We start from the raw sequence: 22,441 nt of genomic DNA, 5'->3' as shown, positions 1-22,441 counted from the left end.
TCGGCGGTTCCGCCTCCGTGGCCGTGCTCCGCCCCGAATCCGTGACCGTGTGCCCCTTCTCCGCAGCCGTGCGCCGCCCCGCCTCCGTCGTCGACCGCCGCCCCGCATCCGTCGTCAACCGCCGTCCCGTTTCCGGCGCCCCCGCAGGCGGAGGGCAGCTGGGCGACGCACCGGGCTTCTTCGGCGGGACCTTCTCCGCCGCCTTCCGCCCCAGCCTCTCGATCGGGTCGACCGACTGCGCGCACCCCGTGAGCAGCGCGGGCGCGAGCACGCCTGCCGCGAGCGCGCCGGCGAGGAACCGCCGCGCCCGCGCCCGCCCGGTCACAGGTAGTCCTCCAGCCTGGCCACCGCGTACCCCTTGTCGGTGACCGTCTTCATGACCTTGCGGATCATGTCGGGCATCGTGCCCTTCCAGTCCTCGCGTCCCCGGAAGTGCGTGAGGATGATGTCGCCGGGGTGCAGGTCCCGGTCCCACTCGCGCCAGTCCATGCGGTCGGGGAACGCCTCGGACGCCCACAGCGGGACGGCCTTGATGCCGCAGGACTTGGCGGCGCGCAGCGAGTCCGCGTTGTAGTTGCCGTACGGCGGCCGGAAGAGCTCGGGGCGTTTGCCGTACCGCTTGTGGATGACGTCCTGCATGCCGCAGATCTCGCGCCGCTGCTGCTTGTACGAGAGTCCCGGCAGGTAGGGGTGGTTCAGGGTGTGGTTGTTGAGCGCGACCCCGCGGGACTGCATCTTCTTGAAGTAGCCGTAGTCCTCCTTGACCAGGTAGTCGCTGAGGAACGCGGTGTACGGGATCTGCAGTTCGCTCATCATCTTGAGCAGCGCCGGGTCCTTCTCGGCGCCGTCGTCGATGGTCAGGAAGACGACCTTCTTCTTGGTCGGGATGGTCGTGAAGACCGGCGGCAGACTCGCCTGCCCCTTCACCTCGAACCCCTTGCGGGTGGTGATCGCCGGCTTCTTGGCCGGGGCGGGCGGCGCGGCCAGCGGGGGCTTGGCCAGGCCCCAGCGTTTCGCGGCCGCGGCGCGGGCGACCTGGGTGACGCGGAGTTTGTGGGCGTAGGAGTCGAGGGCGCGGGCGGGCGGTGCGTCCAGGCGCTGCTGACCGGGGGCGGGGTTCGCTCCGCCGTCGTCGCCCGAGGCGCAGCCGGAGACGATGGCGGCGGCGGTCAGCACGGCGGCCCCGGCCCGCACCCGGCCCCTGACCCGGCCCTGCGCCCGGCCCCGCCCCTTCCGCCTCGCCCTGAATTTGTCGTTTTGTCGTACTAGTTGCATGGCGCCGGATCTTTGCAGCTCACAGCCCCGCTGCCCGGCCGACACCGCCGCCGGACGCACACCATCCACCGACTGGCCCACAATGGGCCGGGTGAACGACCTCGACCGTGATCCGACTGCCCCGACTGCCCCGACTGCCCTGGCCTCCTTCTCCGCGCTCCTCACCCCCGAAGGCCGGGCCCTGCTCGATCTCGACGAGGTGCGGGAGGCCGACCCGGCCCGGGAGCTGGCCGTCGCGACCCGCCTGCGCCGCGGGCACCCGGCGGAACTGGTCACGGCGGTGCTCGCGCAGGCGCGGCTGCGGCGGCGTGCGGTGGCGAAGTTCGGGGCCGAGGACGCGGGCCGGATGTTCTTCACCCCGAACGGCGTCGAACAGGCGACCCGTACGAGCGTGGCCGTGCATCGCGCGGAGAGCTTCAAGGCCCTCGGCGTCCGCGCCCTGGCCGACCTGTGCTGCGGCATCGGCGGCGACGCGATCGCCCTGGCCCGTGCCGGTGTCACCGTCCTCGCCGTCGACCGCGACCCGCTGACCTGCGCGGTGGCGCGCGCGAACGCGGAGGCGCTCGGGCTCGGGGATCTCATCGAGGTGCGCGAGGCCGACGTCACCGAGGTCGACACGTCCGCGTACGACGCGGTCTTCGTCGACCCGGCGCGGCGGGGCGGGCGGGGCCGCATCTTCGACCCCGAGGCCTACTCCCCGCCGCTCTCCTGGGCGATCGAGGCCGCCCGCACGGCTCCGCACGCGGCGCTGAAGATCGCCCCCGGGATCCCGCACGAGGCGATCCCCGCAGACGCCGCGGCCGAGTGGATCTCGGACGCCGGGGACGTGAAGGAGGCGGTGCTGTGGTTCGGCACGGACACCCCCTCCTCGCACCGCGCCACGCTGCTGCCCTCGGGGGCGTCGCTGTGGTCCTCGCTCGACGCGATGCTGCCGGACCCGCGGGTGCGGACGGTCGGGCGCTATCTGTACGAGCCGGACGGCGCCGTCATCCGTGCGCACCTGGTGGCGGAGGTGGCCACGCGGGTGAAGGGCGGCCTGATCGACGAGACCATCGCGTACGCCACCTCCGACTCCCTGCACCCGACGCCGTACGCGGCGGCTTACGAGATCACCGACCAACTCCCCTTCGGTGTGAAGAAGTTGAAGGCGTTGCTGCGGGAGCGGGAGGTCGGCACCCTGACGGTGAAGAAGCGGGGCTCAGCGGTGGAACCGGAGGAACTACGCCGCAAGGTGAAGCCGCAGGGCAAGAACGCGGCGACGGTGTTCCTGACGCGGGTGGCGGGGGCGCCGACGATGCTGATCGGGCAGCCGGTGGCAAACACCTGAAACCCCGGGCACCGGGCCGCGGACTCCCGGGCACCCGGCCTCCCCGGCTCCTGGCCACGGGCTCCCAGGCATCCGGCCTCCCTGACTCCTGACCGCGGGCTCCCAGACACCCGGCCTCCCCGACTCCGGACCGCAGGCACCCAGCCGCGGCCCCGGCCCCCGTGCCGCAGGCGCCGCGTCCCGGGCCCGGGTCTGCCCCCCTTCATCACCGGCTCCGCCGAGCTCGTCCTCAAACGCCGGACAGGCTGTCGTCCGGCCCTCCCCAGCAGCAACTTCCGCCCCCGCGATTGCGCGTGACCCCCGCCTCCCGCTCGAACTCCGCCCGCGCCTATGCCCCATCGGGTGGCGGCGGAGGACTTCTCCTCGCCTCTCACCCATCTCACCCATGCGTCGAACGGGAGACCCCCGGACCGACGTCGTCGCCCAGAGTCTGCGACGAATCTTCTTTCGCGTCCGGCCGCGCAGGCCGCGGCCGCGTGGGCGCGCGATGCAGCACCGCCGTGGCGACGGCCGCCGACGCGAGCAGCGCCGCGGCGACGCCGAACGCGGTCGCGTACCCGGCCGCGAGCGCACCCGGCCCCCGGCCGTCCCCGGTGACGCCCGACGCCACCGTCACCAGGACCGCGAGCCCCAGCGAACCGCCCAGCTGGCGGGAGCTGTTGAGCAGCCCCGATGCCATGCCGGTCTCCTCGGCGGCGACACCGGACGTCGCCGCCGTACCCAGCGGCACGAAGCACATGCCGATGCCGACGCTCGCCACGAGCGATGGCCCCACGACGGATCCAAGGAACGTCCCGGAGGGGCCGACCGCGAGGGCGAACCAGGCGAACCCCGCCGCGCCGAGAAGCCCCCCGGTCACCAGAAGCGCCCGCTCCCCGAACCGCCCCGCCGTCCGCGCCGAGATCGCCGATCCGGCGACGATGCCCACGCAGAACGGCAGGAACGCCGCCCCCGCCCGCGTCGGCCCGTACGACATGACCTCCTGGAGGTAGAGCGAGGTGAAGTAGAAGGCGGCGAACTGGCCCGACGACATCAGCAGCGCGAACGCGTTCGCGGAGAGCACGGGACGGTTCCCGAGCAGACCGAGCCGGAGCAGCGGCTCGCGTCGGCGGGACTCGACGGCGGTGAACGCGCCGAGCAGCGCGGCGGCAGCGGTGAGCGTTCCCAGGGTCGCCCCGGAGCCCCACGCGTGCGTCTGAGAGCGGACGAGGCCGAGGACGAGCACCGTCATGCCGGCCGTGACGAGCAGCGCCCCCACCACGTCCAGGCGCGGCGCGGGCCCGGTGCGCCGGTCGGCGGGCACGCCGTGCCGGGAGAGGAGGAGCGCGGCGAGCACCACGGGGACGTTGATCAGCATCACCGAACGCCAGCCCGCCACGTCCGTCAGCAATCCGCCCGCCATGACCCCGACCGCGCCGCCGAGCGCGCCCGCGGCGCCCCAGAGTCCGAGCGCCCGTGAACGCGCGGGCCCGGCGGCGTAGTTGACGGTGATCAGCGCGAGCGCCACGGGTGCGAGGGCCGCCGCGCCCACCCCCTGCACGGCCCGCGCCGCAACGAGCTGCCCCGGGGCCTGGGCCAGGCCGCCCACCAGGCTCGCGAGCCCGAAGACCGCGAACCCGGCGGTCAGGGTTCGCCGCCGCCCCACCACGTCGGCGAGGCGCCCGCCCAGCATGAGGAGGCCGCCGAAGGCGAGCGCGTAGGCGTTGACGACCCAGAGCAGCGAGTCGGCCCCGAAGCCGAGGTCGTCGCCGATGTCGGGCAGCGCGATGTTCACGACGGACATGTCGAGAGAGACCAGGAACTGCACGGTGAGCAGCACAGGCAGCAGCCAACGCGCCCCCGAGGACTTCGAGTCAGCGGTATTCACCATGTCCACGCACATTACTATACGCGTATAGAAAACACATCGGCATGCGTCACCCGCCCGGCACGGGCGCGACAATGAGCCACGTGGAAGCAGAGAAGCCAGCGCCAGAAGCAGCGAAGCCGGGAGAGAGGCCCGGCGAGACGCCGGGCGGCCAGAAGCCGGGTGAGAAGAAGAAGCGGGGGCGGCCCAGCCGCATCGACCTCGACACGATCGTCGGCATCGCGCGCCGCATCCTCCAGGAGGAGGGCGTCGCCGCCCTGAGCATGCGCCGGGTCGCCAAGGAGGTCGGCACGACCCCGATGGCGTTGTACCACCACGTACGCGACAAGGACGAGCTCCTGATGCTCACCCTGTCCGGCACGGCCGACTCGGTCCCGCGCCCCGAACTCCCCGACGACCCGCGCGACCGGCTGCTCGCGGTGTCCCTGCACATGCACGGCACGCTGGCCCGGATGCCGTGGGTGGTCGAGGTGCTCGGCCTCGGCGACCTCACCGACAGGGGCGCCCTGTGGATGGTCGAGGAGATCATCGCCACGTGCGTGGCCTGCGGACTGACCCAGCCCCAGGCCGTCGCCGCCTATCGCACCATCTGGTACTGCGTCTACGGTGACCTGGTCTTCCGCGGCGCGATGGACCGCCGCGCCGATGAGCCGGACCGCAAGCGTCACTTCCCCGCCATGCTCACCGAGGCGGACGCCGAGGAGCTCCCCCACATGGCCGCGCTCGCCGGCCGCTGGCTGGAACTGACGGCGGAGTACGACGTGTCCGCGCAGCTGGGAGCGGTCATCGACGGGCTTCTGGGGCAGGCTCGGCACCCCTGAACCGCTCCCCCGGCGGCGGAGGGCGTCAGCCCAGGCCCACCGACTCGAAGCGCCACCTGTGCACCGGGCGCGTCACCAACTCGGGTGCGGGCTCCGGGATTTCGGGCAGGTCGGCGTCGTACGACGTGTCCCACCACGTCAGGACGAGCACCCGGTCCTGCGGGGCGCGGAAGCTCTCCCGCCGGACCGGCTCACCGGCCAGGACCTGCGCCCGCGCCCACGCGAGCAGCTCGTCGCCACGCCCGTCGGCGGCGCGGGCCTCCCACATCAGCGCGACGGTCACGAGTACAGGTTCTCCTTGCTGACCTCGTGCACGTGATCGTGATCGTGGCCGTGGTCGTGCGTGTGGCCCGGCACGTGCGGCTCCGTCACCGGGAGCGAGGAGTCCGCCGACAGGTCCCAGTCGGATGCCGAGCGGTTCCTGGCCACCATCTCGGCGCCGAGCGCGGCCACCATCGCGCCGTTGTCCGTGCACAGCTTCGGCCGCGGCACCCGCAGCCGGATCCCGGCCGCCTCGCACCGCTCCTGCGCAAGCGCGCGCAGCCGCGTGTTGGCGGCCACGCCGCCGCCGATCATCAGGTGGTCCACGCCCTCGTCCTTGCAGGCCCGCACGGCCTTGCGGGTCAGCACGTCGACGACCGCCTCCTGGAAGGACGCCGACACGTCGCGGACGGGAACGTCCTCGCCCGCCGCCCGCTTGGCCTCGATCCAGCGCGCGACGGACGTCTTCAGACCGGAGAAGGAGAAGTCGTACGGGGCGTCGCGCGGCCCGGTGAGACCGCGCGGGAACGCGATCGCGTTCGGGTCGCCCTCCTTCGCGTACCGGTCGATGACGGGGCCGCCCGGGAAGCCGAGGTCGAGCACCCGTGCGATCTTGTCGAAGGCCTCGCCCGCCGCGTCGTCGATGGTCGCGCCCAGGGGCCGTACGTCCGAGGTGATGTCGGTGGACAGCAGCAGCGAGGAGTGGCCGCCGGAGACGAGCAGCGCCATCGTCGGCTCGGGCAGCGTGCCGTGCTCCAGCTGGTCGACGCAGATGTGCGACGCCAGGTGGTTGACGCCGTAGAGCGGCTTGCCGAGCGCGTACGCGTACGCCTTGGCCGCCGAGACGCCCACGAGCAGCGCGCCCGCGAGGCCGGGACCGGCCGTCACCGCGATGCCGTCGAGATCGGAGGCGGCGACCCCCGCCTCCTTCAGGGCGCGGTCGATGGTCGGCACCATCGCCTCCAGGTGCGCACGCGAGGCGACCTCGGGCACGACGCCGCCGAAACGCGCGTGCTCGTCGACGCTGGATGCGATGGCGTCGGCGAGCAGGGTGGTGCCGCGGACGATGCCGACGCCGGTCTCGTCGCAGGAGGTCTCGATGCCGAGAACGAGAGGTTGGTCGCGCGAGTCAGCCATGGATGTCGGTTCCTTGTACGGAAGTTGATGGATCGGTCAGACGCATGACGAGGGCGTCCACATTGCCCGGCTGGTAGTAGCCGCGCCTGAAGCCGATGGGCTCGAAGCCGAAGCGCTCGTACAGCTTCTGCGCCCGCGTGTTGTCGACCCGCACCTCGAGCATCACCTCGGCGCACTCGAAGGCGGTCGCCGCGTTCAGCAGATCGGTCAGGAGCCGGGAGCCGAGCCCCGTGCCCCAGTGGCTCGGGGCCACCGCGATGGTCTGTACGTCGGCCTGGTCGCCGCCGGACGCCAGCCCCGCGTAACCGACGAGACGCCCGTCGTCCATGGCCACCACATAGCGGCGGGTGGCCAGCGGCCCGCGCGCGTGGGAGAGCTCGGACCAGAACATGCCGCGCGACCAGGCGTCGTCCGGGAAGAGTTCCTTCTCCAGGACGAAGACGGGCTCGATGTCCCACCAGCGCATCTCGCGCAGGACGACTGTCGTCACGGATGTCACTTGGGGGTGACCACCTTGTAGTTCTTGGGGACCTGCGCGTCAGGGCGGCGCAGGTACAGCGGCCTGGGGGCCGGCAGTTCCTCGCCCGCGGCGAGCTTCTCCGCGGCGAGGGATGCGAGCGAGGCCGCCGAGACGTTCTCGGGGGCGCGGGCGTCCGGGAAGGTCTCGGGGTAGAGCAGCGCGCCGGCGCCGACGGCGGGCAGACCCGCCACCTCGTCCGCGATGTCCGCGGGGCGGTCGACGGCGGGGCCGGTGAGGCGGGTGCGCGGGTCCGCGTACCGCGCCCAGTAGACCTCCTTGCGGCGCGCGTCCGTGGCGACGACGAAGGGGCCGCCCTCGATGCCCGCCTCGTACGCGAGGCCGTCGAGCGTGCACACGCCGTGCACCGGCACGCCGAGCGCGAGGCCGAAGGTGTCGGCGGTCATCAGGCCGACACGCAGGCCGGTGTACGGGCCGGGGCCGACGCCTACGACGACGGCGGTCACGGCGTCGAGTCTGAGCCCGGCGTCGGCGAGCACCCGGTCGACGGCGGGAAGCAGCAGCTCGCCGTGGCGGCGGGCGTCCACCTGGCTGGAGGCTGCGACAACGGACGAGCCGTCGTGCAGCGCGACGGTGACGGCGGGGGTGGCGGTATCCAGAGCGAGCAAGAGCACGCGAATAGCCTACGGCTCCGACGCCCGACGCACGGCCGACCGAAGATGCCGCACACCTGCTGCTAACGTCACCCCGTAGCCGTACGGAGTACGAAGAGGGTGGCGCAGGTGTCCAGGAGCAGCTCGGGATTCGTGGCCGGCCTCACGGCCGCCGCACTCGCCGGAGTCGGCTTCCTCGCTTACCAGGCCTCGGCCAGCGCGCCGGACACCCTGGGCAAGAAGCCGGACTCGTCCCCTTCCAGCTCGGCCCCGCGCTCCCCCAAGGAAAAGGCCGACCCCACGGTGGTCCCTGCCCAGTCCGGCGCGGGCGAGCGGGTCGTCTACTCGGTGGGCGAGGACCGCGTGTGGCTGGTCGGAGGCTCCGGCAAGGCGCAGCACACCTTCAAGGTCACGCCGAGCACGGTGGACCCGGTCCCCGGCACGTACGCCGTCACCTCGCGCTCGGGCACCGTCACCGGAACGGACGGTGTGGCGATCGAGCACGTCGTGCGTTTCGCGAGCGTGGACGGGATCGCGATCGGCTTCAGCGCGGCCGTGGACGGCTCGACGCCGAAGCCCGACCCGTCGAAGAAGACCGGCGGCATCCGCGAGTCCCGCAAGGACGGCAACGCTATGTGGGAGTTCGCGACGATCAGCAAGAAGGTCGTCGTCGTTCCGTAGGCGCTTCGCCCCGGGGCGCCGGATCACGCGGCGGTGTGGAGACCGCGGTCGCGGCGGCGCAGGACGCCAGCAGGTCGCTCATGGAGATCCCCGATGGCCTCGGCAGCCCGTGCGGCCGGGGCTGTGCGTCACGTTCTGAAGCCGACATGGATGCCTCCTGGGCTCCGGGGCAGACGTGGTTAGGTAGACCTAACCAGTACCGGCATCCATGTCACCACGCGCGACGCACGCCGCGCAACATCTTCCCGACGCCCTGTCGGAAAGTCAGGGCTGAAAGACTCGGAAAGTCAGGGCGAGGAGACGAGGATCAGGCCGAGAGCAGCGTGAGGTCGGCCTGCGCCCACCGCGTCCCGACCCCGGTCAGCGTCACTTCACGCACTTCGTCGGTGGTGTCGCCGACGGCGCGGTCGATCACGACCCGCAGGCGGTCGTCGGAGAGCTCCTCGACCTTGCCGTCGCCCCACTCCACGACGATCACCGATTCCGGCAGCGAGACGTCCAGGTCGAGGTCCTCCATCTCGTCGAGCCCGCCGCCCAGGCGGTACGCGTCCACGTGCACCAGGGGCGGGCCGTCGGAGAGTGACGGATGGACGCGGGCGATGACGAAGGTCGGTGACGTGACGGCGCCGCGCACGCCGAGGCCCTCACCGAGGCCACGGGTCAGCGTCGTCTTGCCGGCGCCGAGTTCGCCGGTGAGCATCACGAGGTCACCGGGGCGGAGCAGCTTGGCCAGGCGGCGGCCCAGGTCGCCCATCTGCTCGGGGGAGGTGACGGTGATGCCGAGGGTGTTCACGGGGGCCGGGTCGTTCACGGGGGCCGGGTTGTGCGGTGCTTCCATGCCCACCCACGTTAGCCGCTGGAGGTCCGTGCGTCGGCCGCCGTCGGCAGAGCTCCCGTACGGGCGAGAAGGTCCGCGAGGCGGTCCGTGACGACCTCGGGGTGTTCCAGCATGACCAGGTGCCCGGCGTCGGGTACGAGCACGAGTTCGGCGTCCGGGAGCAGATCGGCGATGGCCTCGCTGTGCTCGCTGGGCGTCACCAGGTCCTTGTCCCCCGCGAGGACGAGCACCGGAAGCCCGGCGAAGTGGTTGAGCGCCTCCGTCTTGTCGTGCTCGGCGAACGCCGGATAGAACTCCGCGACCACGTCGATCGGCGTCGACTCGATCATCCGCTCGGCGAACCGCGAGATCGCCGGGTCCACGTCCCTCGACGAGAACGAGTAGCGCTTGATGATCCCGGCGAAGAGATCCGCGGTGGCACGCCGCCCCTTCTCCACGAGCTCGGCCTGCGACCCGAGGGCTTTGAGAACCCCCGGCAGCACGCGCCGCACGGCGTTCATCCCGGCGACGGGAAGCCCGAAGTTGACCTGCCCGAGCCGCCCGGACGACGTACCGACGAGGGCGACGCCGACGACCCGCTCGCGGATCAGCTCCGGGTAGTGATCGGCGAGGGCCATCGTCGTCATGCCGCCCATGGAGTGCCCGACGAGGACCAGCGGCCCCTCGGGAGCCGCCGCGTCGATGACGGCCTTCAGGTCCCGCCCCAACTGGTCGATGGAGACCGGCGCCTGCTCCGTCACCTGCGCCGCACCGCGCCCCGAACGGCCGTGGCTGCGCTGGTCCCAGTACACACAGCGCACGACACCGCGCAGCGCCGCCCGCTGGAAGTGCCAGGAGTCCTGGCTCAGGCAGTAGCCATGGCTGAAGACGACGGTGACCGGAGCCGGGGTCTTGCGTCCGAAGAGCCTGCGGCGGCGCGGGGCGCGCGCACTGTCCTCCTCGTCCGTGTCGATCTCGTCGACCTCGTACGAGAGTTCGGTGCCGTCATCGGCGTACGCCACGCCGGGCATGCCGCGCAGCGAGCCGTACGGCCCCGACGCGTCGAGTGCGAGCCGCGCCTTCTTGCGCATCCCGCGGCCCACGGTCAGCCGTTCGATGGCGACACCGGCCGCGGCGCCCGCGGCGACGACGCCTATCGCGGCACCGGCGAAGCCGGCCCTCCGCCAGTTGCCGACCGCCGTCGCGACTTCCGTCACCACCGCGTCCGCGGCCGCCCCCGTGCTGGTCTCGCTCACGTGCCGCTCCTCCTCAGACGCCGTCCGCTTCTCGCCGCTCGTTCACATGGACGCGCGGGACGCGCGTTCCGATGCGGGTGACGATCTCGTACGCGATCGTGCCCGCCGCCTGTGCCCAGTCCTCGGCGGTCGGCTCGCCCCGGTCGCCGGGACCGAACAGGACGGCCTCCGAGCCCACCGCCGGCTCGTCACCGCCGAGGTCGACCACGAACTGGTCCATGGCGATGCGCCCCGCGACCGTGCGCAACTTCCCGCCGACGAGCACGGGTCCCGTGCCGGACGCGTGACGCGGGACTCCGTCCCCGTACCCGACCGGGACGAGTCCAAGAGTCGTTTCGCCGGGAGTGACGTAGTGATGCCCGTAACTCACGCCGTGACCCCCCGGGGCGTGCTTCACGAGGGCGAGTGAGGCGCTGAGCCGCATGACGGGCCGCAGCCCGAACTCCTCCGAGGTGCCGACCTCGGGGCTCGGCGAGATTCCGTACATCGCGATCCCCGGACGTACGAGGTCGAAGTGGGTCTCCGGAAGCGTCAGTGTGCCGGGCGAGTTGGCGATGTGCCGCACCTCGGGCCGGATACCGCGGCCCTCGGCTTCCGCGACCATCTCGCGGAACAGGGCGAGTTGGGCGACGATGGACGGATGGCCCGGCTCGTCGGCGCACGCGAAGTGCGACCAGAGGCCCGTGACGCGCACCAGGCCCTCGGCCTCGGCCTGCAGCGCCTGCGAGACGAGTTCGGGCCAGTCGGCGGGCATGCAGCCGCCCCGCCCGAGCCCGGTGTCGGCCTTCAACTGAACCCGTGCGGTACGCCCCACGGCGCGGGCGGCGGCGGACACTTCACGCAACGCCCAGAGTCCGCTGACCGACATGTCGAGGTCGGCCTCGACGCCCTCGCGCCAGGGCCCGCCCGGGGTCCACAGCCAGCACATGATGCGCCCCTCGATCCCGGCGGCGCGCAGCGCGAGGGCCTCTTCGGGGGTCGCGGTGCCCACCCAGGTGGCTCCCGCCTCGACGGCGGCGCGGGCGCAGGGCACCATCCCGTGGCCGTACGCGTCCGCCTTCACGACGGCCATGAAGGCGGCTCCGGGGGCGTGGGCGCGCAGAGTCCGCACGTTGGCCCGGAGGGCGGCCAGGTCGATCTCGGCGCGGGCACGCAAAGGTGCGGTCTCAGTCATAACGCCGACCAGTGTCTCAGAGCCCCACCTCCACCAACGTCCCAGCCGCGGGGCTGCCCGCCGGGGCTACGCCGCCCAGCTGCACCGCCGGGCTACGCCCCGCACCCCGCAGCCACCTCCACCCCGAACAGGCTTTCCCGCCCACCCACCCGATTACCCCGCGGTGACGGGGTGGGGGGGGTGGCATAGGGGGCTGGGTGGGGCCCACGCGCCCGCAGTCGGCAGCAGACGCGAGGGGACGTGCCGGTATGTCTGCCCGGAGCACGGCTCCCGAAGACCCCGGGAGCCGAAGCAACCCCACGGCCACCGGACGATAGCGAGGACGGACATACCGGCGCGGCCCCGCACCCACCCACGCACCCGACCCGCACCCGCACCCGCACCCGCCAAGCCGAACGCTAGTCCCCCCGCACATCCCGCCAAGCCCCAGCAACAGCCTCCGCCACGTCATGCGCCCCCACCGGCGCCCCATCCGCCGCACGCCGCCCCGCGAGGCCGTGCAGATACGCGCCCACCGCCCCCGCGTCCCCCGCATCGAGACCCGCCGCGAGCAACGCCCCCGCAAGCCCCGAGAGGACGTCCCCACTGCCCGCGGTGGCCAGCCAGGGCGTGCCCGTGGGGTTGACCCGGACCGCACCGCCATCGCGGCCGGCGACCAGGGTCGTCGACCCCTTGAGCAGTACCGTCGCCCCGTACCGCCCAGCCAGCTCCCGCACAGCGGCCAGACGCCCCCGCTCCACCTCCTCCCGCGCGACCCCCAGCAGCGCCGCCGCCTCCCCCGCGTGCGGCGTGAGCAACGTAGGCGCGGACCGCCCCCGCACGGCCGAGGCGTCGGCAAGGCGCAGCCCGTCCGCGTCGATCAGCACGGGCACATCGGCGTCGACCACCTCCGCGAGCCGCTCGGCGTCGTCCCCGAGGCCGGGACCGACCACCCACGCCTGCACCCGCCCCGCCTTCGACGGCGGCCCCGCGGACACGAGGGTCTCCGGAAAACGCGCGATGACGGCATCCGCCGCGTGCCCCACGTACCGCACGGCCCCCGCGCCACCCCGCAGCGCCCCGGCGACGCAGAGCACGGCCGCTCCGGGGTACCGGGCCGACCCGGCGACGATCCCCACCACGCCCCTCCGGTACTTGTCGCTCTCCCCGGTCGGCATCGGAAGCAGCGAGGCCACGTCGGCGTACTGAAGGGCCTCGACCTCTCCACCACCCCCGGCCTCACCCATCTCCAACCCGATGTCGACGAGCCGCACCACACCCGCGTACTCCCGCCCCGGATCGATCAACAGCCCCGGCTTGTACGCCCCGAACGTCACCGTCACATCGGCCCGCACCGCCTGGCCGTCCACGACCCCGCTGTCCGCGTCGACACCACTCGGCAGGTCCACGGCGACCACGGGGGTACCCAAATCCCGGACTGCGCCCACCAGTTCCGGGGCCGGGCCCCGCAGCCCACCCTTCCCCCCGATGCCCACGATCCCGTCCACGACAAGATCGGCCCTGCGGAGAAGCCCCCGAGCAACCCCGTCCACGCCCTCGCGCGCAGCGACCCGCCCCCCAGCCGCACGAAAGGCGGCAAGCCCACCCCCGTGCACCCGTTCGGGCGAAAGCAGCACCGCCGACACACCGGCCCCACGCCGGGCGAGCCGCGCCCCGGCGTACAGCGCGTCGCCGCCGTTGTCCCCGCTGCCCACGAGCAGCACGACCCGGGAGCCGTACACCTTGCCCAGCACCTCGGCGCAGACCACGGCGAGCCCGGCCGCCGCCCGCTGCATCAGGGCGCCTTCCGGCACCCGCGCCATCAACTCCCGCTCAGCGGCCCTGACCGTCTCCACCGGATACGCAATACGCATACCCCCGAGTGTCACCCCGCGCCGCGCACACCGCCCACCCCACCTACCCCTCAGCGATCACCACAGCCGAAGCCACCCCCGCGTCATGACTCAGCGAGACATGCCACGACCGCACCCCCAGCTCCGCCGCCCGCGCCGCCACCGTCCCCTTCACCCGGAGTCGTGGCTGCCCGCTCCCCTCGACGTAGACCTCCGCGTCCGTCCACCGCAGCCCCGCCGGCGCACCCAGCGCCTTCGCCAGCGCCTCCTTGGCCGCGAACCGTGCCGCCAGTGAGGCGATCCCGCGCCGCTCCCCGCTCGGGAGCAGCAGCTCCCGCTCCACGAAGAGCCGGCCGGCCATCCCGGACGTACGTTCCATCGCCGCCTCGAACCGATCGATCTCGGCCACGTCGATTCCGACCCCAATAATCACGAGCAGCAGCCTACGAGGCGGAGCACGGTAACCGTCCAAGCCCCGCAGGGGTGACGCACCCCACCCCCCGGCCCGTTCAAACAGCCGTAACAATGGACTGTGATCTCTTCGGTCTCCGTACCCCCGACGACCGCGCGGAGCGCCCACCGGCACAGGCCGGAGGCGACTCCGTACGTCGACCTCACCCGCACCGAGTGGAGCGCCCTGCGCGACAAGACGCCGCTCCCTCTGACCGCCGAGGAGCTGGAACAGCTGCGCGGCCTGGGTGACGTCATCGACCTGGACGAAGTGCGGGACATCTATCTGCCGCTCTCCCGGCTGCTCAACCTCTACGTGGGCGCCACGGACGGTCTGCGCGGCGCCCTCAACACCTTCCTCGGCGAGAAGGGCTCCCAGTCGGGCACGCCCTTCGTCATAGGAGTCGCCGGCTCGGTGGCCGTCGGCAAGTCGACCGTGGCCCGCCTCCTCCAGGCGCTGCTCTCCCGCTGGCCCGAGCACCCGCGTGTGGAGCGCGTGACGACCGACGGCTTCCTGCTGCCCACCAGGGAGCTGGAGGCCCGCGGCCTGATGTCCAGAAAGGGGTTCCCGGAGTCGTACGACCGCCGCGCCCTCACCCGTTTCGTCGCGGACATCAAGGCGGGCAAGGACGAGGTGACGGCGCCCGTCTACTCCCACCTGATCTACGACATCGTGCCTGACCAGCGCCTCACGGTCCGCCGCCCCGACATCCTCATCGTCGAGGGCATCAACGTCCTGCAGCCCGCCCTCCCCGGCAAGGACGGCCGCACCCGCGTGGGCCTCGCCGACTACTTCGACTTCAGCGTGTACGTGGACGCCCGCGCGGAGGACATCGAGCGCTGGTATCTGAACCGCTTCAAGAAGCTGCGCGCCACGGCGTTCCAGGACCCGTCCTCGTACTTCCGCAAGTACACCCAGGTCTCGGAGGAGGAGGCCCTGGACTACGCCCGCACGACCTGGCGCACCATCAACAAGCCCAACCTCCTGGAGAACGTGGCCCCCACCCGCGGCCGCGCCGCCCTGGTCATCCGCAAGGGCGCCGACCACAAGGTCCAGCGCCTGAGGCTGCGCAAGCTGTGACCGTCCACGGCCCCCCGGCTACCCTGCGCGCATGCTGCATCTGCGCCTGATCACCCCGGCGGACAAGACTGACGACGTGGTGCGCCTGATCGAGGAGACGGTCGGCGCCACGCACCTGGCCGTCGTGCCGGGCGCGGCCCGCGACCCCGCGGGCGACGTCGTGATGTGCGACGTCGCCCGTGAGGCGGGCGACACGCTGATCGGCGCCCTGCGCGCGCTCGGCATCGACAAGACCGGCTCGATCGCCCTGGAGAACATCGACCTGTCGCTCTCCGAGCGGGCGGACAAGGCGGAGGACGACGCCCCGGGCGAGGGCGCGGACGCGGTCCTGTGGGAGCAGCTCAGCGACGCGACCCACGAGGAGTCGACGCTCTCCGTCACGTACGTGGCCTTCATCACGCTGGCCACGATGATCGCGGCCTGCGGCGTGGTCCTGGACAACGCGATCCTGATCGTGGGGGCGATGGCGGTGGGCCCGGAGTTCGGCCCGCTGGCGGGCTTCTGCACGGCCCTGGTCCAGCGCGCCCCGCGCCTTGCGCTGCGCTCGCTGATCGCGATCCTGGCGGGCTTCGCCATCGCCATGGCGGTGACGGTCGGCTTCAGCTTCTTCATGGACGCCGTCGGCCTGTTCACCGAGGAGCAGTTGGAGCAGGAGCGGCCCAACACCGGCTTCGTCTATGCGCCCGACTGGTTCTCGTTCGTCGTGGCGGTCCTCGCAGGGGCCGCCGGAACGCTCTCGCTGACATCGGCCAAGTCGGGCGCCCTGGTAGGCGTCGCGATCTCGGTGACGACCGTCCCGGCCGCGGCCAACGCGGCGGTGGCGCTCAGGTACGGAGACGCCACGCAGACTTGGCGCTCCACCGAGCAGCTCCTGCTCAACCTGCTCGGCATCGTCCTGGCCGGCACCCTCACACTGCTGGCCCAGAAGATCTTCTGGGCCAGGCAGCACGAACGTACGGCCAGGAAGGCCCGGGTGTCCTAGCCGAGCGCGGACTTCACCACGTCGGCGAGCCGCCCGGCAACGGACCTGGCCTGGTCGATGTCGGCGGCCTCGACCATGACGCGCACCAGCGGCTCCGTGCCGGAGGAACGCAGCAACACCCGCCCCGTGGCGCCCAGTTCACGCTCGGCCTCGGCCACGGCGGCCGTCAGCTCGGCGGAGGTGTCGACCCGCGTCTTGTCGACGTCGGGCACATTGATCAGGACCTGCGGAAGCCGCTCCATGACCCCGGCGAGCTCCGCGAGGCTGCGCTTGGTCTCGGCGACGCGCGCCGCGAGCAGAAGCCCCGTCAGGGTGCCGTCGCCCGTGGTGGCGTGGTCGAGGATGATCACGTGCCCGGACTGCTCGCCGCCGAGGGCGAAGCCGTGCTCCTTCATCGACTCCAGGACGTACCGGTCGCCGACGGCGGTCTGTACGAGGGAGAGACCTTCGCGCTCCATGGCGAGCTTGAAGCCGAGGTTCGACATGACCGTCGCGACGACCGTGCCCTCGCGCAGCGTGCCGTGCTCCCGCATGGCGAGCGCGAGGACGGCGAGGATCTGGTCCCCGTCGACCTCGGCGCCCATGTGGTCCACGGCGAGGCAGCGGTCGGCGTCGCCGTCGTGCGCGATACCGAGGTCGGCGCCGTGCTCGACGACGGCGGCCTTGAGCAGCTCCAGGTGCGTGGACCCGCAGCCGTCGTTGATGTTCAGGCCGTCCGGCTTGGCGCCGATCGTGATGATCTCGGCACCGGCGCGCGCGAACGCCTCGGGCGAGACGCGGGCGGCGGCGCCGTGCGCCTCGTCGAGGACGATCTTCAGTCCGTCGAGGCGGTTGGGGAGCACGCCGAGGAGATGCGCCACGTACTGGTCGAGGCCCTGGTCGTACGTCCGCACGCGGCCGACGCCCGCGCCCGTGGGGCGCTGCCAGGGAGCACCGGTGCGGTGCTCCTCGTACACGGACTCGATGCGGTCCTCCAGCTCGTCGGCCAGTTTCTGGCCGCCGCGCGCGAAGAACTTGATGCCGTTGTCCGGCATGGCGTTGTGGCTCGCGGAGAGCATCACGCCGAGGTCGGCGCCCAGCGCACCGGTGAGATGCGCCACCGCGGGGGTGGGCAGCACACCGACGAGCTGGACGTCCACGCCCGCGCTCGCGAGGCCGGCGACCACCGCGGCCTCCAGGAACTCCCCCGAGGCGCGCGGGTCGCGGCCGACCACCGCGACCGGGCGATGGCCCTCGAACGTGCCCGCTTCGCCGAGCACATGAGCCGCCGCCACGGAGAGCCCGAGCGCGAGCTCGGCCGTCAGATCCGCGTTGGCGACACCGCGCACGCCGTCCGTGCCGAAGAGTCGTCCCACTGCTGTCCTCCTCCGGACTTCTACCCCAGGGTCACCGGGGTTCCCGATAAACGAACGCCCCGGCAGCACACAACGTGCCGCCGGGGCGAACGAAAAGTACAAGCAGGCAGATTAGCGCTTGCTGTACTGCGGAGCCTTGCGGGCCTTCTTGAGACCGGCCTTCTTGCGCTCGACCGCACGGTCGTCACGCTTGAGGTAACCGGCCTTCTTGAGGGCGGCGCGGTTGTTCTCGACGTCGGCCTCGTTCAGCGCACGGGCGACACCCAGACGGAGCGCACCGGCCTGGCCGGAGACGCCGCCACCCGAGATGCGGGCGATGACGTCGTAGCGGTCGTCGAGCTCGAGCACCTTGAAGGGCTCGTTGACTTCCTGCTGGTGGACCTTGTTCGGGAAGTAGTCCTCGAGCGTGCGCCCGTTGACCTTCCACTTGCCGGTGCCCGGGACGATCCGGACGCGGGCGATGGCGTTCTTGCGACGGCCCAGGCCGGCGGCCGGCTGGGGGTCGCCGAAGCGCGCGGCGTTCGACTCCGAGGTGTACTCGCCCTCGACGGGCGCCTCGGACTCGGTGGTGTACTGCTCGACGTCAACAACCTCGGTCTCTTCGACCGGCTGCTCAACGGTGGTCTCGGCCACGATTCTCCTCAGATTTCTTTACGTCTTTGGGGGTGGCCGGAACTACTGCGCGACCTGGGTGATCTCGAACGGGACCGGCTGCTGAGCGCCGTGCGGGTGCTGGTCGCCCGCGTAGACCTTCAGCTTCGAGAGCATCTGACGGCCCAGGGTGTTCTTGGGGATCATGCCCTTGATGGCCTTCTCGACGGCCTTCTCGGGGTTCTTCTCAAGAAGCTCGTCGTAACGGACCGAACGCAGACCACCCGGGTAGCCGGAGTGGCGGTACGCCATCTTCTGAGTCTTCTTGTTGCCGGACAGGTGAACCTTGTCGGCGTTGATGATGATGACGAAGTCGCCCATGTCCATGTGGGGGGCGTAGATCGCCTTGTGCTTGCCCCGCAGGAGGTTGGCGGCAGTGGTCGCCAGACGGCCCAGGACGATGTCCTGAGCGTCAATGACGTGCCACTGGCGGGTCACATCGCCGGGCTTGGGGCTGTACGTACGCACTTCGTAGCCTTCGCTTCTTCAGTGGATGGGGTCCAGACACACGGCACCCAGGAAGCGATCATGCAGCTGGGGCTCACAGTGCCGGGGACGCTGCCCGTATGCGAGCCACTGGTAACTGCTCCAGGGAACCTACGTATGGGCCCTTCGCGTGAGAACGACGACACCAATACGCATAACAATCGCCGAGAATACCCGCGCTGCCCCGTACGGGTCAAAACGCGGACCTGGAGACCGGCACCGCCGGCTCCACCGCCTCGGGCGGTCGTGCGTCCTCCACGATAACCGCCGGCGGCCGCAGACAGCACCGGGCCGCCGTGAAGGCCAGTACACACAGGGTGACGGAGTCCCTGAAGGCCCGCCGGGTGCCCTGTTCGAGCCAGGGCCAGCTGAACCCCGGGATCTGCGGGACGAACGCGAGCCAGAACCACTTCTCCCGGGCCACCGCCCCCGGCACGAGCACTCCGGCGAGCAGCATCGGCACGACGACGAGGAGGTAGTGGTCGTAGGACGGCCTGGAGACCAGGAAGGCCGCCAGCATCAGCATCGCGGTCGTCTCGACCACCCGCTGCTCGTACGTCCCCTCACCGCCCCGCCAGCGCCGCCACGCGCACCACACCCCCGCCCCCGCGGCCACGAGGGCGAGCAGCGTCGCCGCCCCCTGCGGCACTCCGAGCCGCGGCAGGATCGCGGCGGGCGAGGCCTCGTAGAGCCGTACGAACTTGTCGTCGCCCTGCAGCAGGAACGGCAGCGTCCGCGTGAAGAACCCCGCGGGGTCCGGCATCGCGAGCGCCGCCGCCACCGACACCACCGCCGGCACGAGCACCGCGGCCCCGAGCGCCCGCCACCGCCGCGCGAACACGAAGAGCAGCACCACGGGCACGAGCAGCGGCTTCACGGCGACGGCTGCCCCGATGACCAGAGCCGCGCCCACCCATTTCCCCCGGCACACGAGGAGCAGCGCGAGCGGCAGCGCGGCCGCCGACGCCACGGTCCAGTTACCGAGCTTGATGAGGTGCACGAACGGCGCGAATACCACCACGAGCACGAGAAGCCCGAGGGCCGCGAACCGGCTGCGCCACCGCACCCCGTAGATCCGCAGCGCACACCCCCACCCGAAGACGAGCGAGGAAGCGACCCCCGCCGGGACGAGGAAACGCACGACGGACTGCGGGAGCAGCGTCTGCGGCACCGCGGCGAGCACGGCTCCCGGCAGATAGAGGAAGTGCCGGTCGGCATAGGGCGAACGCCCCTCGAGCCACGCCTCGGCCGCCCGCACCACGATGGCGTTGTCCATCCCTCCGCCCGAGCTCTTCAGACCCACCCGGATCACCGCGGCGAGCAGCACGACCCCGAGCGCCGCCCAGGCATGCCAGGTCGTCGGCCGCAGCATCCACCCACTTACAGCTACTTTGCCCGTATTCATAGGGATCAGGCTAGGTCGGCGACCTCCCCCGGCCCCCGCTCAACATCCGCAACTCCCCGTCTAAGATGCGGCGCATGAGCTTTGGGCAAGGGGGACCTCAGTGGGGTCCAGGGGATTCACAGACCCCTGACTGGGCGGCGCTCGCCGAGGCGTCCGAATCGCGCACCCGGCGCCGCAAATGGCTGATGATCGGCGGCGGCGCGCTCGCCACCGTGGTGGTCGCGGCCGCCGTCGCCGTCGCCGTCGTCTCCGCGAACAGCGACAACACCTCCGCGTCGAACAAACCGGCGAGCGAGCTGCCGTCGACCGCGGACATCCCCGGCGCGAGCGAGAACCCCGGGCCGTCCTTCGAGGCGACGACACCGCCGCCCCCGCCGGACCCCAAGGAGTTCATCTCCAGCGCCAAGAAGGACAAGGCGCCGCTCAGCGCCGACACGCTCTTCCCCGGCAAGTCGCTGACCTCGGGCGACCGCGTCTACAAGAAGGGCGCCACCAGCGGCACCAAGAAGTGCGCGAGCGTCACCCAGGCCAAGCTCGGCGCGATCCTCACGAAGAACGACTGCACGCAGCTCTTCCGCGCCAGCTACGTGAAGGACGGCATCGCCGTGACGGTCGGCGTCGCCGTCTTCGACACCGCGGCCCAGGCCGCCAAGGTCAACGACCAGGCGAAGGAAGGCCTGGTCCTCTCCCTGTCCGGCAAGGGCGTGCCCGCCTTCTGCCGTACGGCGGTCTGCCGCGGCACCTACAACGCCCACGGCCGCTACGCCTACTTCACGACGTCCGGCTTCACCAGCGACAAGGACGTCACCACGAAGGAGCGCAAGGTCTACACGACCGGCGACGACCTGGCCCGCTTCGCCTTCGGCCAGATCCAGCGGCGGGGCGAGGCCCAGGCCTCCGCCGCGGCCAACGCCCCGCAGTAGTCCGGCAGCCGGGGACCCGGCAGCCGGCGCTCAGCAGCAGCCGGCGCCGGGCAACGTCCGCTTGTTGCGCGCTTCTTTGCTGCGCGCGGCGAGCAACTCGTCGGCGGGGTAACCGACTTCCTCAAGGGTCAGCCCGTGCGGCCGTACGACATGCACGGCGGAGTCCCGCACCCCGGCGGCCAGCACCTTGGCGGGCCACTCCACGGGACGGTGCCCGTCCCCCACGAACAACATGGCACCCACCAGCGACCGCACCATGTTGTGGCAGAAGGCGTCGGCCCGCACGGTGGCTTCGAGAATCCCGTCCGGCCGTCGCTCCCAGCGCAGTTCCTGGAGCGTACGGATGGTGGTGGCACCCTCGCGCCGCTTGCAGTAAGCAGCGAAGTCGTGCTCGCCGAGAAGCTTCTCGGCAGCGGCGTTCATGGCATCGAGGTCCAACTCCCAGTCGTGCCACAGCACATGACTGCGCAGCAGCGGGTCGACGCCGCCCGGGTGGTCGGTGACGCGATAGGCGTAACGCCGCCACACGGCCGCGAACCGCGCGTTGAACCCCTCGGGAGCCTCGGCCACCTTCCAGACCCGCACATCGTGCGGCAGCCGCCCGGCGAGCCTGCGCAGCAGCTTGTCACTGTGCTCGGCCCACACCCCTTCGGGCAGATCGACATGAGCGACCTGCCCCCGCGCGTGCACACCACTGTCGGTCCGCCCGGCGACGGTCAGCTCGTACGTCTCCTGCGACCGCGTCACGGTCCGCAGCGCGGTCTCGATCTCGCCCTGGACGGTCCGCTGCCCCTGCTTCTGCTTGGCCCAGCCGGAGAAGTCCTTGCCGTCGTACGAAAGGTCGAGCCGCACCCGCACGAAGCCGGGCTCTACTTCATCACTCACACCAACATCCTCTCAGCACCAGGTACACGCGAAAGCGGGCCCGCCCCGAAGGGCGGACCCGCTCACAGCAAGGCAGAGCCTCAGGCGTCCTTGGACTCCTCGGCAGCCTCGTCACCCTTGGTCGTGTCGACCTTGGGCTCGGAAACCTCGGCGTCCTTGGCGGAGCGCTTCGTGGCCGCCTCGGCCTCACCGGTGGCCTCCTGGGCCACGGTCAGGGCCTCCACCAGCTCGATGACAGCCATGGGCGCGTTGTCGCCACGACGGTTACCGATCTTGGTGATACGGGTGTAGCCACCCGGGCGGTTCTCGTAGCGCGGGCCGATCTCCGTGAAGAGCGTGTGCACGATGCTCTTGTCGGTGATGACGGACAGCACCTGGCGGCGGTTGTGAAGGTCACCCTTCTTCGCCTTGGTGACCAGACGCTCCGCGTAGGGACGCAGACGACGGGCCTTCGCCTCGGTGGTGGTGATGCGGCCGTACTCGAAGAGCTGCTTGGCGAGGTTCGCAAGCAGAAGCTTCTCATGCGCGGCGCTGCCGCCCATACGGGCACCCTTGGTGGGCTTCGGCATGGTGTTTCTCCTAGTGATCTGCCCCGGCCGTATCAGGTACCGGGGTCAGGGCCCCGGGAGCGGACGCCCCCGGGC

The 22,441-nt window shown here is 71.7% G+C and carries 23 protein-coding genes; 6 read left to right on the top strand and 17 right to left on the bottom strand.

Annotated features, from left to right (window positions below; translation table 11 throughout):
• Nucleotides 1-321: 321 nt before the first annotated feature.
• A complete protein-coding gene (locus ABXJ52_RS22070) occupies nt 322-1,275 on the bottom strand; it encodes a polysaccharide deacetylase family protein (protein ID WP_367044339.1) in 954 nt (317 codons plus the stop codon).
• Between the two features lie 82 nt (nt 1,276-1,357).
• Between ABXJ52_RS22070 and ABXJ52_RS22065 the strand changes: the two genes are divergently transcribed.
• On the top strand, nt 1,358-2,602 hold the full coding sequence (locus ABXJ52_RS22065; protein ID WP_367049179.1) for a methyltransferase domain-containing protein: 1,245 nt from the start codon (nt 1,358-1,360) through the stop codon (nt 2,600-2,602).
• Nucleotides 2,603-2,981: 379 nt separating this feature from the next.
• On the opposite strand, the gene ABXJ52_RS22060 is transcribed toward ABXJ52_RS22065, so the two are convergent.
• Nucleotides 2,982-4,472 (bottom strand): MFS transporter, encoded by a 1,491-nt coding sequence (locus ABXJ52_RS22060; RefSeq protein WP_367049177.1) that lies wholly within the window; start codon nt 4,470-4,472, stop codon nt 2,982-2,984.
• Between the two features lie 191 nt (nt 4,473-4,663).
• Between ABXJ52_RS22060 and ABXJ52_RS22055 the strand changes: the two genes are divergently transcribed.
• On the top strand, nt 4,664-5,290 hold the full coding sequence (locus ABXJ52_RS22055; protein WP_367049175.1) for a helix-turn-helix domain-containing protein: 627 nt from the start codon (nt 4,664-4,666) through the stop codon (nt 5,288-5,290).
• Nucleotides 5,291-5,315: 25 nt separating this feature from the next.
• Here ABXJ52_RS22055 and ABXJ52_RS22050 read toward each other — a convergent pair whose 3' ends face one another.
• Genes ABXJ52_RS22050 through tsaB form a run of 4 tightly spaced genes read right to left on the bottom strand, consistent with a single transcriptional unit; the run spans nt 5,316 to nt 7,840 of the window.
• On the bottom strand, nt 5,316-5,573 hold the full coding sequence (locus ABXJ52_RS22050) for a hypothetical protein (RefSeq protein ID WP_367044338.1): 258 nt from the start codon (nt 5,571-5,573) through the stop codon (nt 5,316-5,318).
• Nucleotides 5,570-6,688, bottom strand: a complete 1,119-nt coding sequence (gene tsaD / locus ABXJ52_RS22045; RefSeq protein WP_367044337.1) for a tRNA (adenosine(37)-N6)-threonylcarbamoyltransferase complex transferase subunit TsaD — start codon at nt 6,686-6,688, stop codon at nt 5,570-5,572. Before tsaD ends, ABXJ52_RS22050 begins: the two co-directional genes overlap by 4 nt.
• Entirely contained in the window at nt 6,681-7,154 is a 474-nt protein-coding gene (gene rimI / locus ABXJ52_RS22040) for a ribosomal protein S18-alanine N-acetyltransferase (RefSeq protein WP_367049173.1), read from the bottom strand. The genes tsaD and rimI overlap by 8 nt, the downstream gene beginning before the upstream one ends.
• Nucleotides 7,155-7,183: 29 nt before the next feature.
• The gene (gene tsaB, locus ABXJ52_RS22035) at nt 7,184-7,840 is read right to left on the bottom strand and encodes a tRNA (adenosine(37)-N6)-threonylcarbamoyltransferase complex dimerization subunit type 1 TsaB (RefSeq protein ID WP_367044336.1); all 657 of its coding nucleotides are present in this window, start codon (nt 7,838-7,840) and stop codon (nt 7,184-7,186) included.
• A gap of 108 nt (nt 7,841-7,948) precedes the next feature.
• Here tsaB and ABXJ52_RS22030 point away from each other — a divergent pair, with 108 nt between their 5' ends.
• Nucleotides 7,949-8,500, top strand: coding sequence for a hypothetical protein (locus tag ABXJ52_RS22030; protein ID WP_367044335.1), 552 nt, complete (start codon nt 7,949-7,951; stop codon nt 8,498-8,500).
• A 307-nt stretch (nt 8,501-8,807) separates the two neighbouring features.
• Here ABXJ52_RS22030 and tsaE read toward each other — a convergent pair whose 3' ends face one another.
• The 5 genes from tsaE to ABXJ52_RS22005 all read right to left on the bottom strand — a co-directional run bounded on the left by tsaE (nt 8,808) and on the right by ABXJ52_RS22005 (nt 14,012).
• The gene (gene tsaE, locus ABXJ52_RS22025; protein ID WP_367044334.1) at nt 8,808-9,338 is read right to left on the bottom strand and encodes a tRNA (adenosine(37)-N6)-threonylcarbamoyltransferase complex ATPase subunit type 1 TsaE; all 531 of its coding nucleotides are present in this window, start codon (nt 9,336-9,338) and stop codon (nt 8,808-8,810) included.
• Between the two features lie 11 nt (nt 9,339-9,349).
• Nucleotides 9,350-10,573 carry an alpha/beta hydrolase gene (locus tag ABXJ52_RS22020; protein WP_367044333.1) on the bottom strand — a complete coding sequence of 408 codons (1,224 nt, stop codon included), beginning with the start codon at nt 10,571-10,573 and terminating at the stop codon, nt 9,350-9,352.
• Between the two features lie 13 nt (nt 10,574-10,586).
• Entirely contained in the window at nt 10,587-11,747 is a 1,161-nt protein-coding gene (gene alr, locus ABXJ52_RS22015) for an alanine racemase (RefSeq protein ID WP_367044332.1), read from the bottom strand.
• A gap of 398 nt (nt 11,748-12,145) precedes the next feature.
• Nucleotides 12,146-13,600, bottom strand: coding sequence for an NAD(P)H-hydrate dehydratase (locus ABXJ52_RS22010; RefSeq protein WP_367044331.1), 1,455 nt, complete (start codon nt 13,598-13,600; stop codon nt 12,146-12,148).
• A gap of 43 nt (nt 13,601-13,643) precedes the next feature.
• Entirely contained in the window at nt 13,644-14,012 is a 369-nt protein-coding gene (locus tag ABXJ52_RS22005) for a holo-ACP synthase (RefSeq protein ID WP_160506682.1), read from the bottom strand.
• Between the two features lie 99 nt (nt 14,013-14,111).
• On the opposite strand from ABXJ52_RS22005, the gene coaA reads away from it, so the two are divergent.
• Together coaA and ABXJ52_RS21995 are read left to right on the top strand one after the other, a co-directional pair.
• A complete protein-coding gene (gene coaA / locus ABXJ52_RS22000; protein WP_367044329.1) occupies nt 14,112-15,110 on the top strand; it encodes a type I pantothenate kinase in 999 nt (332 codons plus the stop codon).
• A gap of 31 nt (nt 15,111-15,141) precedes the next feature.
• A complete protein-coding gene (locus ABXJ52_RS21995) occupies nt 15,142-16,092 on the top strand; it encodes a DUF389 domain-containing protein (RefSeq protein ID WP_367044327.1) in 951 nt (316 codons plus the stop codon).
• Here the strand turns inward: ABXJ52_RS21995 and glmM are convergent.
• From glmM to ABXJ52_RS21975, 4 genes are all read right to left on the bottom strand, one after another.
• Nucleotides 16,089-17,447, bottom strand: coding sequence for a phosphoglucosamine mutase (gene glmM, locus ABXJ52_RS21990; protein WP_367044326.1), 1,359 nt, complete (start codon nt 17,445-17,447; stop codon nt 16,089-16,091). The genes ABXJ52_RS21995 and glmM overlap by 4 nt on opposite strands.
• 111 nt (nt 17,448-17,558) lie before the next feature.
• On the bottom strand, nt 17,559-18,080 hold the full coding sequence (rpsI, locus tag ABXJ52_RS21985) for a 30S ribosomal protein S9 (RefSeq protein WP_361182316.1): 522 nt from the start codon (nt 18,078-18,080) through the stop codon (nt 17,559-17,561).
• Nucleotides 18,081-18,122: 42 nt separating this feature from the next.
• Nucleotides 18,123-18,566 (bottom strand): 50S ribosomal protein L13, encoded by a 444-nt coding sequence (gene rplM, locus ABXJ52_RS21980; RefSeq protein ID WP_361182318.1) that lies wholly within the window; start codon nt 18,564-18,566, stop codon nt 18,123-18,125.
• A 211-nt stretch (nt 18,567-18,777) separates the two neighbouring features.
• Nucleotides 18,778-19,989: a glycosyltransferase 87 family protein gene (locus ABXJ52_RS21975; RefSeq protein ID WP_367044325.1), complete on the bottom strand. Its 1,212-nt coding sequence runs from the start codon at nt 19,987-19,989 to the stop codon at nt 18,778-18,780.
• 74 nt (nt 19,990-20,063) lie between these two features.
• Between ABXJ52_RS21975 and ABXJ52_RS21970 the strand changes: the two genes are divergently transcribed.
• The gene (locus tag ABXJ52_RS21970) at nt 20,064-20,912 is read left to right on the top strand and encodes a hypothetical protein (protein ID WP_367044324.1); all 849 of its coding nucleotides are present in this window, start codon (nt 20,064-20,066) and stop codon (nt 20,910-20,912) included.
• 30 nt (nt 20,913-20,942) lie between these two features.
• On the opposite strand, the gene truA is transcribed toward ABXJ52_RS21970, so the two are convergent.
• Together truA and rplQ are read right to left on the bottom strand one after the other, a co-directional pair.
• Nucleotides 20,943-21,797 carry a tRNA pseudouridine(38-40) synthase TruA gene (gene truA / locus ABXJ52_RS21965; RefSeq protein ID WP_367044322.1) on the bottom strand — a complete coding sequence of 285 codons (855 nt, stop codon included), beginning with the start codon at nt 21,795-21,797 and terminating at the stop codon, nt 20,943-20,945.
• A gap of 80 nt (nt 21,798-21,877) precedes the next feature.
• Nucleotides 21,878-22,366, bottom strand: a complete 489-nt coding sequence (gene rplQ / locus ABXJ52_RS21960; protein ID WP_367044321.1) for a 50S ribosomal protein L17 — start codon at nt 22,364-22,366, stop codon at nt 21,878-21,880.
• Nucleotides 22,367-22,441: the final 75 nt, after the last annotated feature.

It is taken from the genome of Streptomyces sp. Je 1-332 (assembly GCF_040730185.1).
In the GTDB taxonomy this organism is placed as follows: domain Bacteria; phylum Actinomycetota; class Actinomycetes; order Streptomycetales; family Streptomycetaceae; genus Streptomyces.
Note: the sequence above shows the minus strand (reverse complement) of the source record. Positions and strands in the feature narration are given on the sequence as shown.

Bases quoted from the DNA above. Each gene is read 5' to 3' on its own strand.
- ABXJ52_RS22070 (WP_367044339.1), bottom strand. From the start codon at position 1,275: ATGCAACTAGTACGACAAAACGACAAATTCAGGGCGAGGCGGAAGGGG.
- ABXJ52_RS22065 (WP_367049179.1), top strand. From the start codon at position 1,358: ATGGGCCGGGTGAACGACCTCGACCGTGATCCGACTGCCCCGACTGCC.
- ABXJ52_RS22060 (WP_367049177.1), bottom strand. From the start codon at position 4,472: ATGGTGAATACCGCTGACTCGAAGTCCTCGGGGGCGCGTTGGCTGCTG.
- tsaD (WP_367044337.1), bottom strand. From the start codon at position 6,688: ATGGCTGACTCGCGCGACCAACCTCTCGTTCTCGGCATCGAGACCTCC.
- rimI (WP_367049173.1), bottom strand. From the start codon at position 7,154: ATGCGCTGGTGGGACATCGAGCCCGTCTTCGTCCTGGAGAAGGAACTC.
- tsaE (WP_367044334.1), bottom strand. From the start codon at position 9,338: ATGGAAGCACCGCACAACCCGGCCCCCGTGAACGACCCGGCCCCCGTG.
- alr (WP_367044332.1), bottom strand. From the start codon at position 11,747: ATGACTGAGACCGCACCTTTGCGTGCCCGCGCCGAGATCGACCTGGCC.
- ABXJ52_RS22010 (WP_367044331.1), bottom strand. From the start codon at position 13,600: ATGCGTATTGCGTATCCGGTGGAGACGGTCAGGGCCGCTGAGCGGGAG.
- ABXJ52_RS21995 (WP_367044327.1), top strand. From the start codon at position 15,142: ATGCTGCATCTGCGCCTGATCACCCCGGCGGACAAGACTGACGACGTG.
- ABXJ52_RS21975 (WP_367044325.1), bottom strand. From the start codon at position 19,989: ATGAATACGGGCAAAGTAGCTGTAAGTGGGTGGATGCTGCGGCCGACG.
- ABXJ52_RS21970 (WP_367044324.1), top strand. From the start codon at position 20,064: ATGAGCTTTGGGCAAGGGGGACCTCAGTGGGGTCCAGGGGATTCACAG.
- rplQ (WP_367044321.1), bottom strand. From the start codon at position 22,366: ATGCCGAAGCCCACCAAGGGTGCCCGTATGGGCGGCAGCGCCGCGCAT.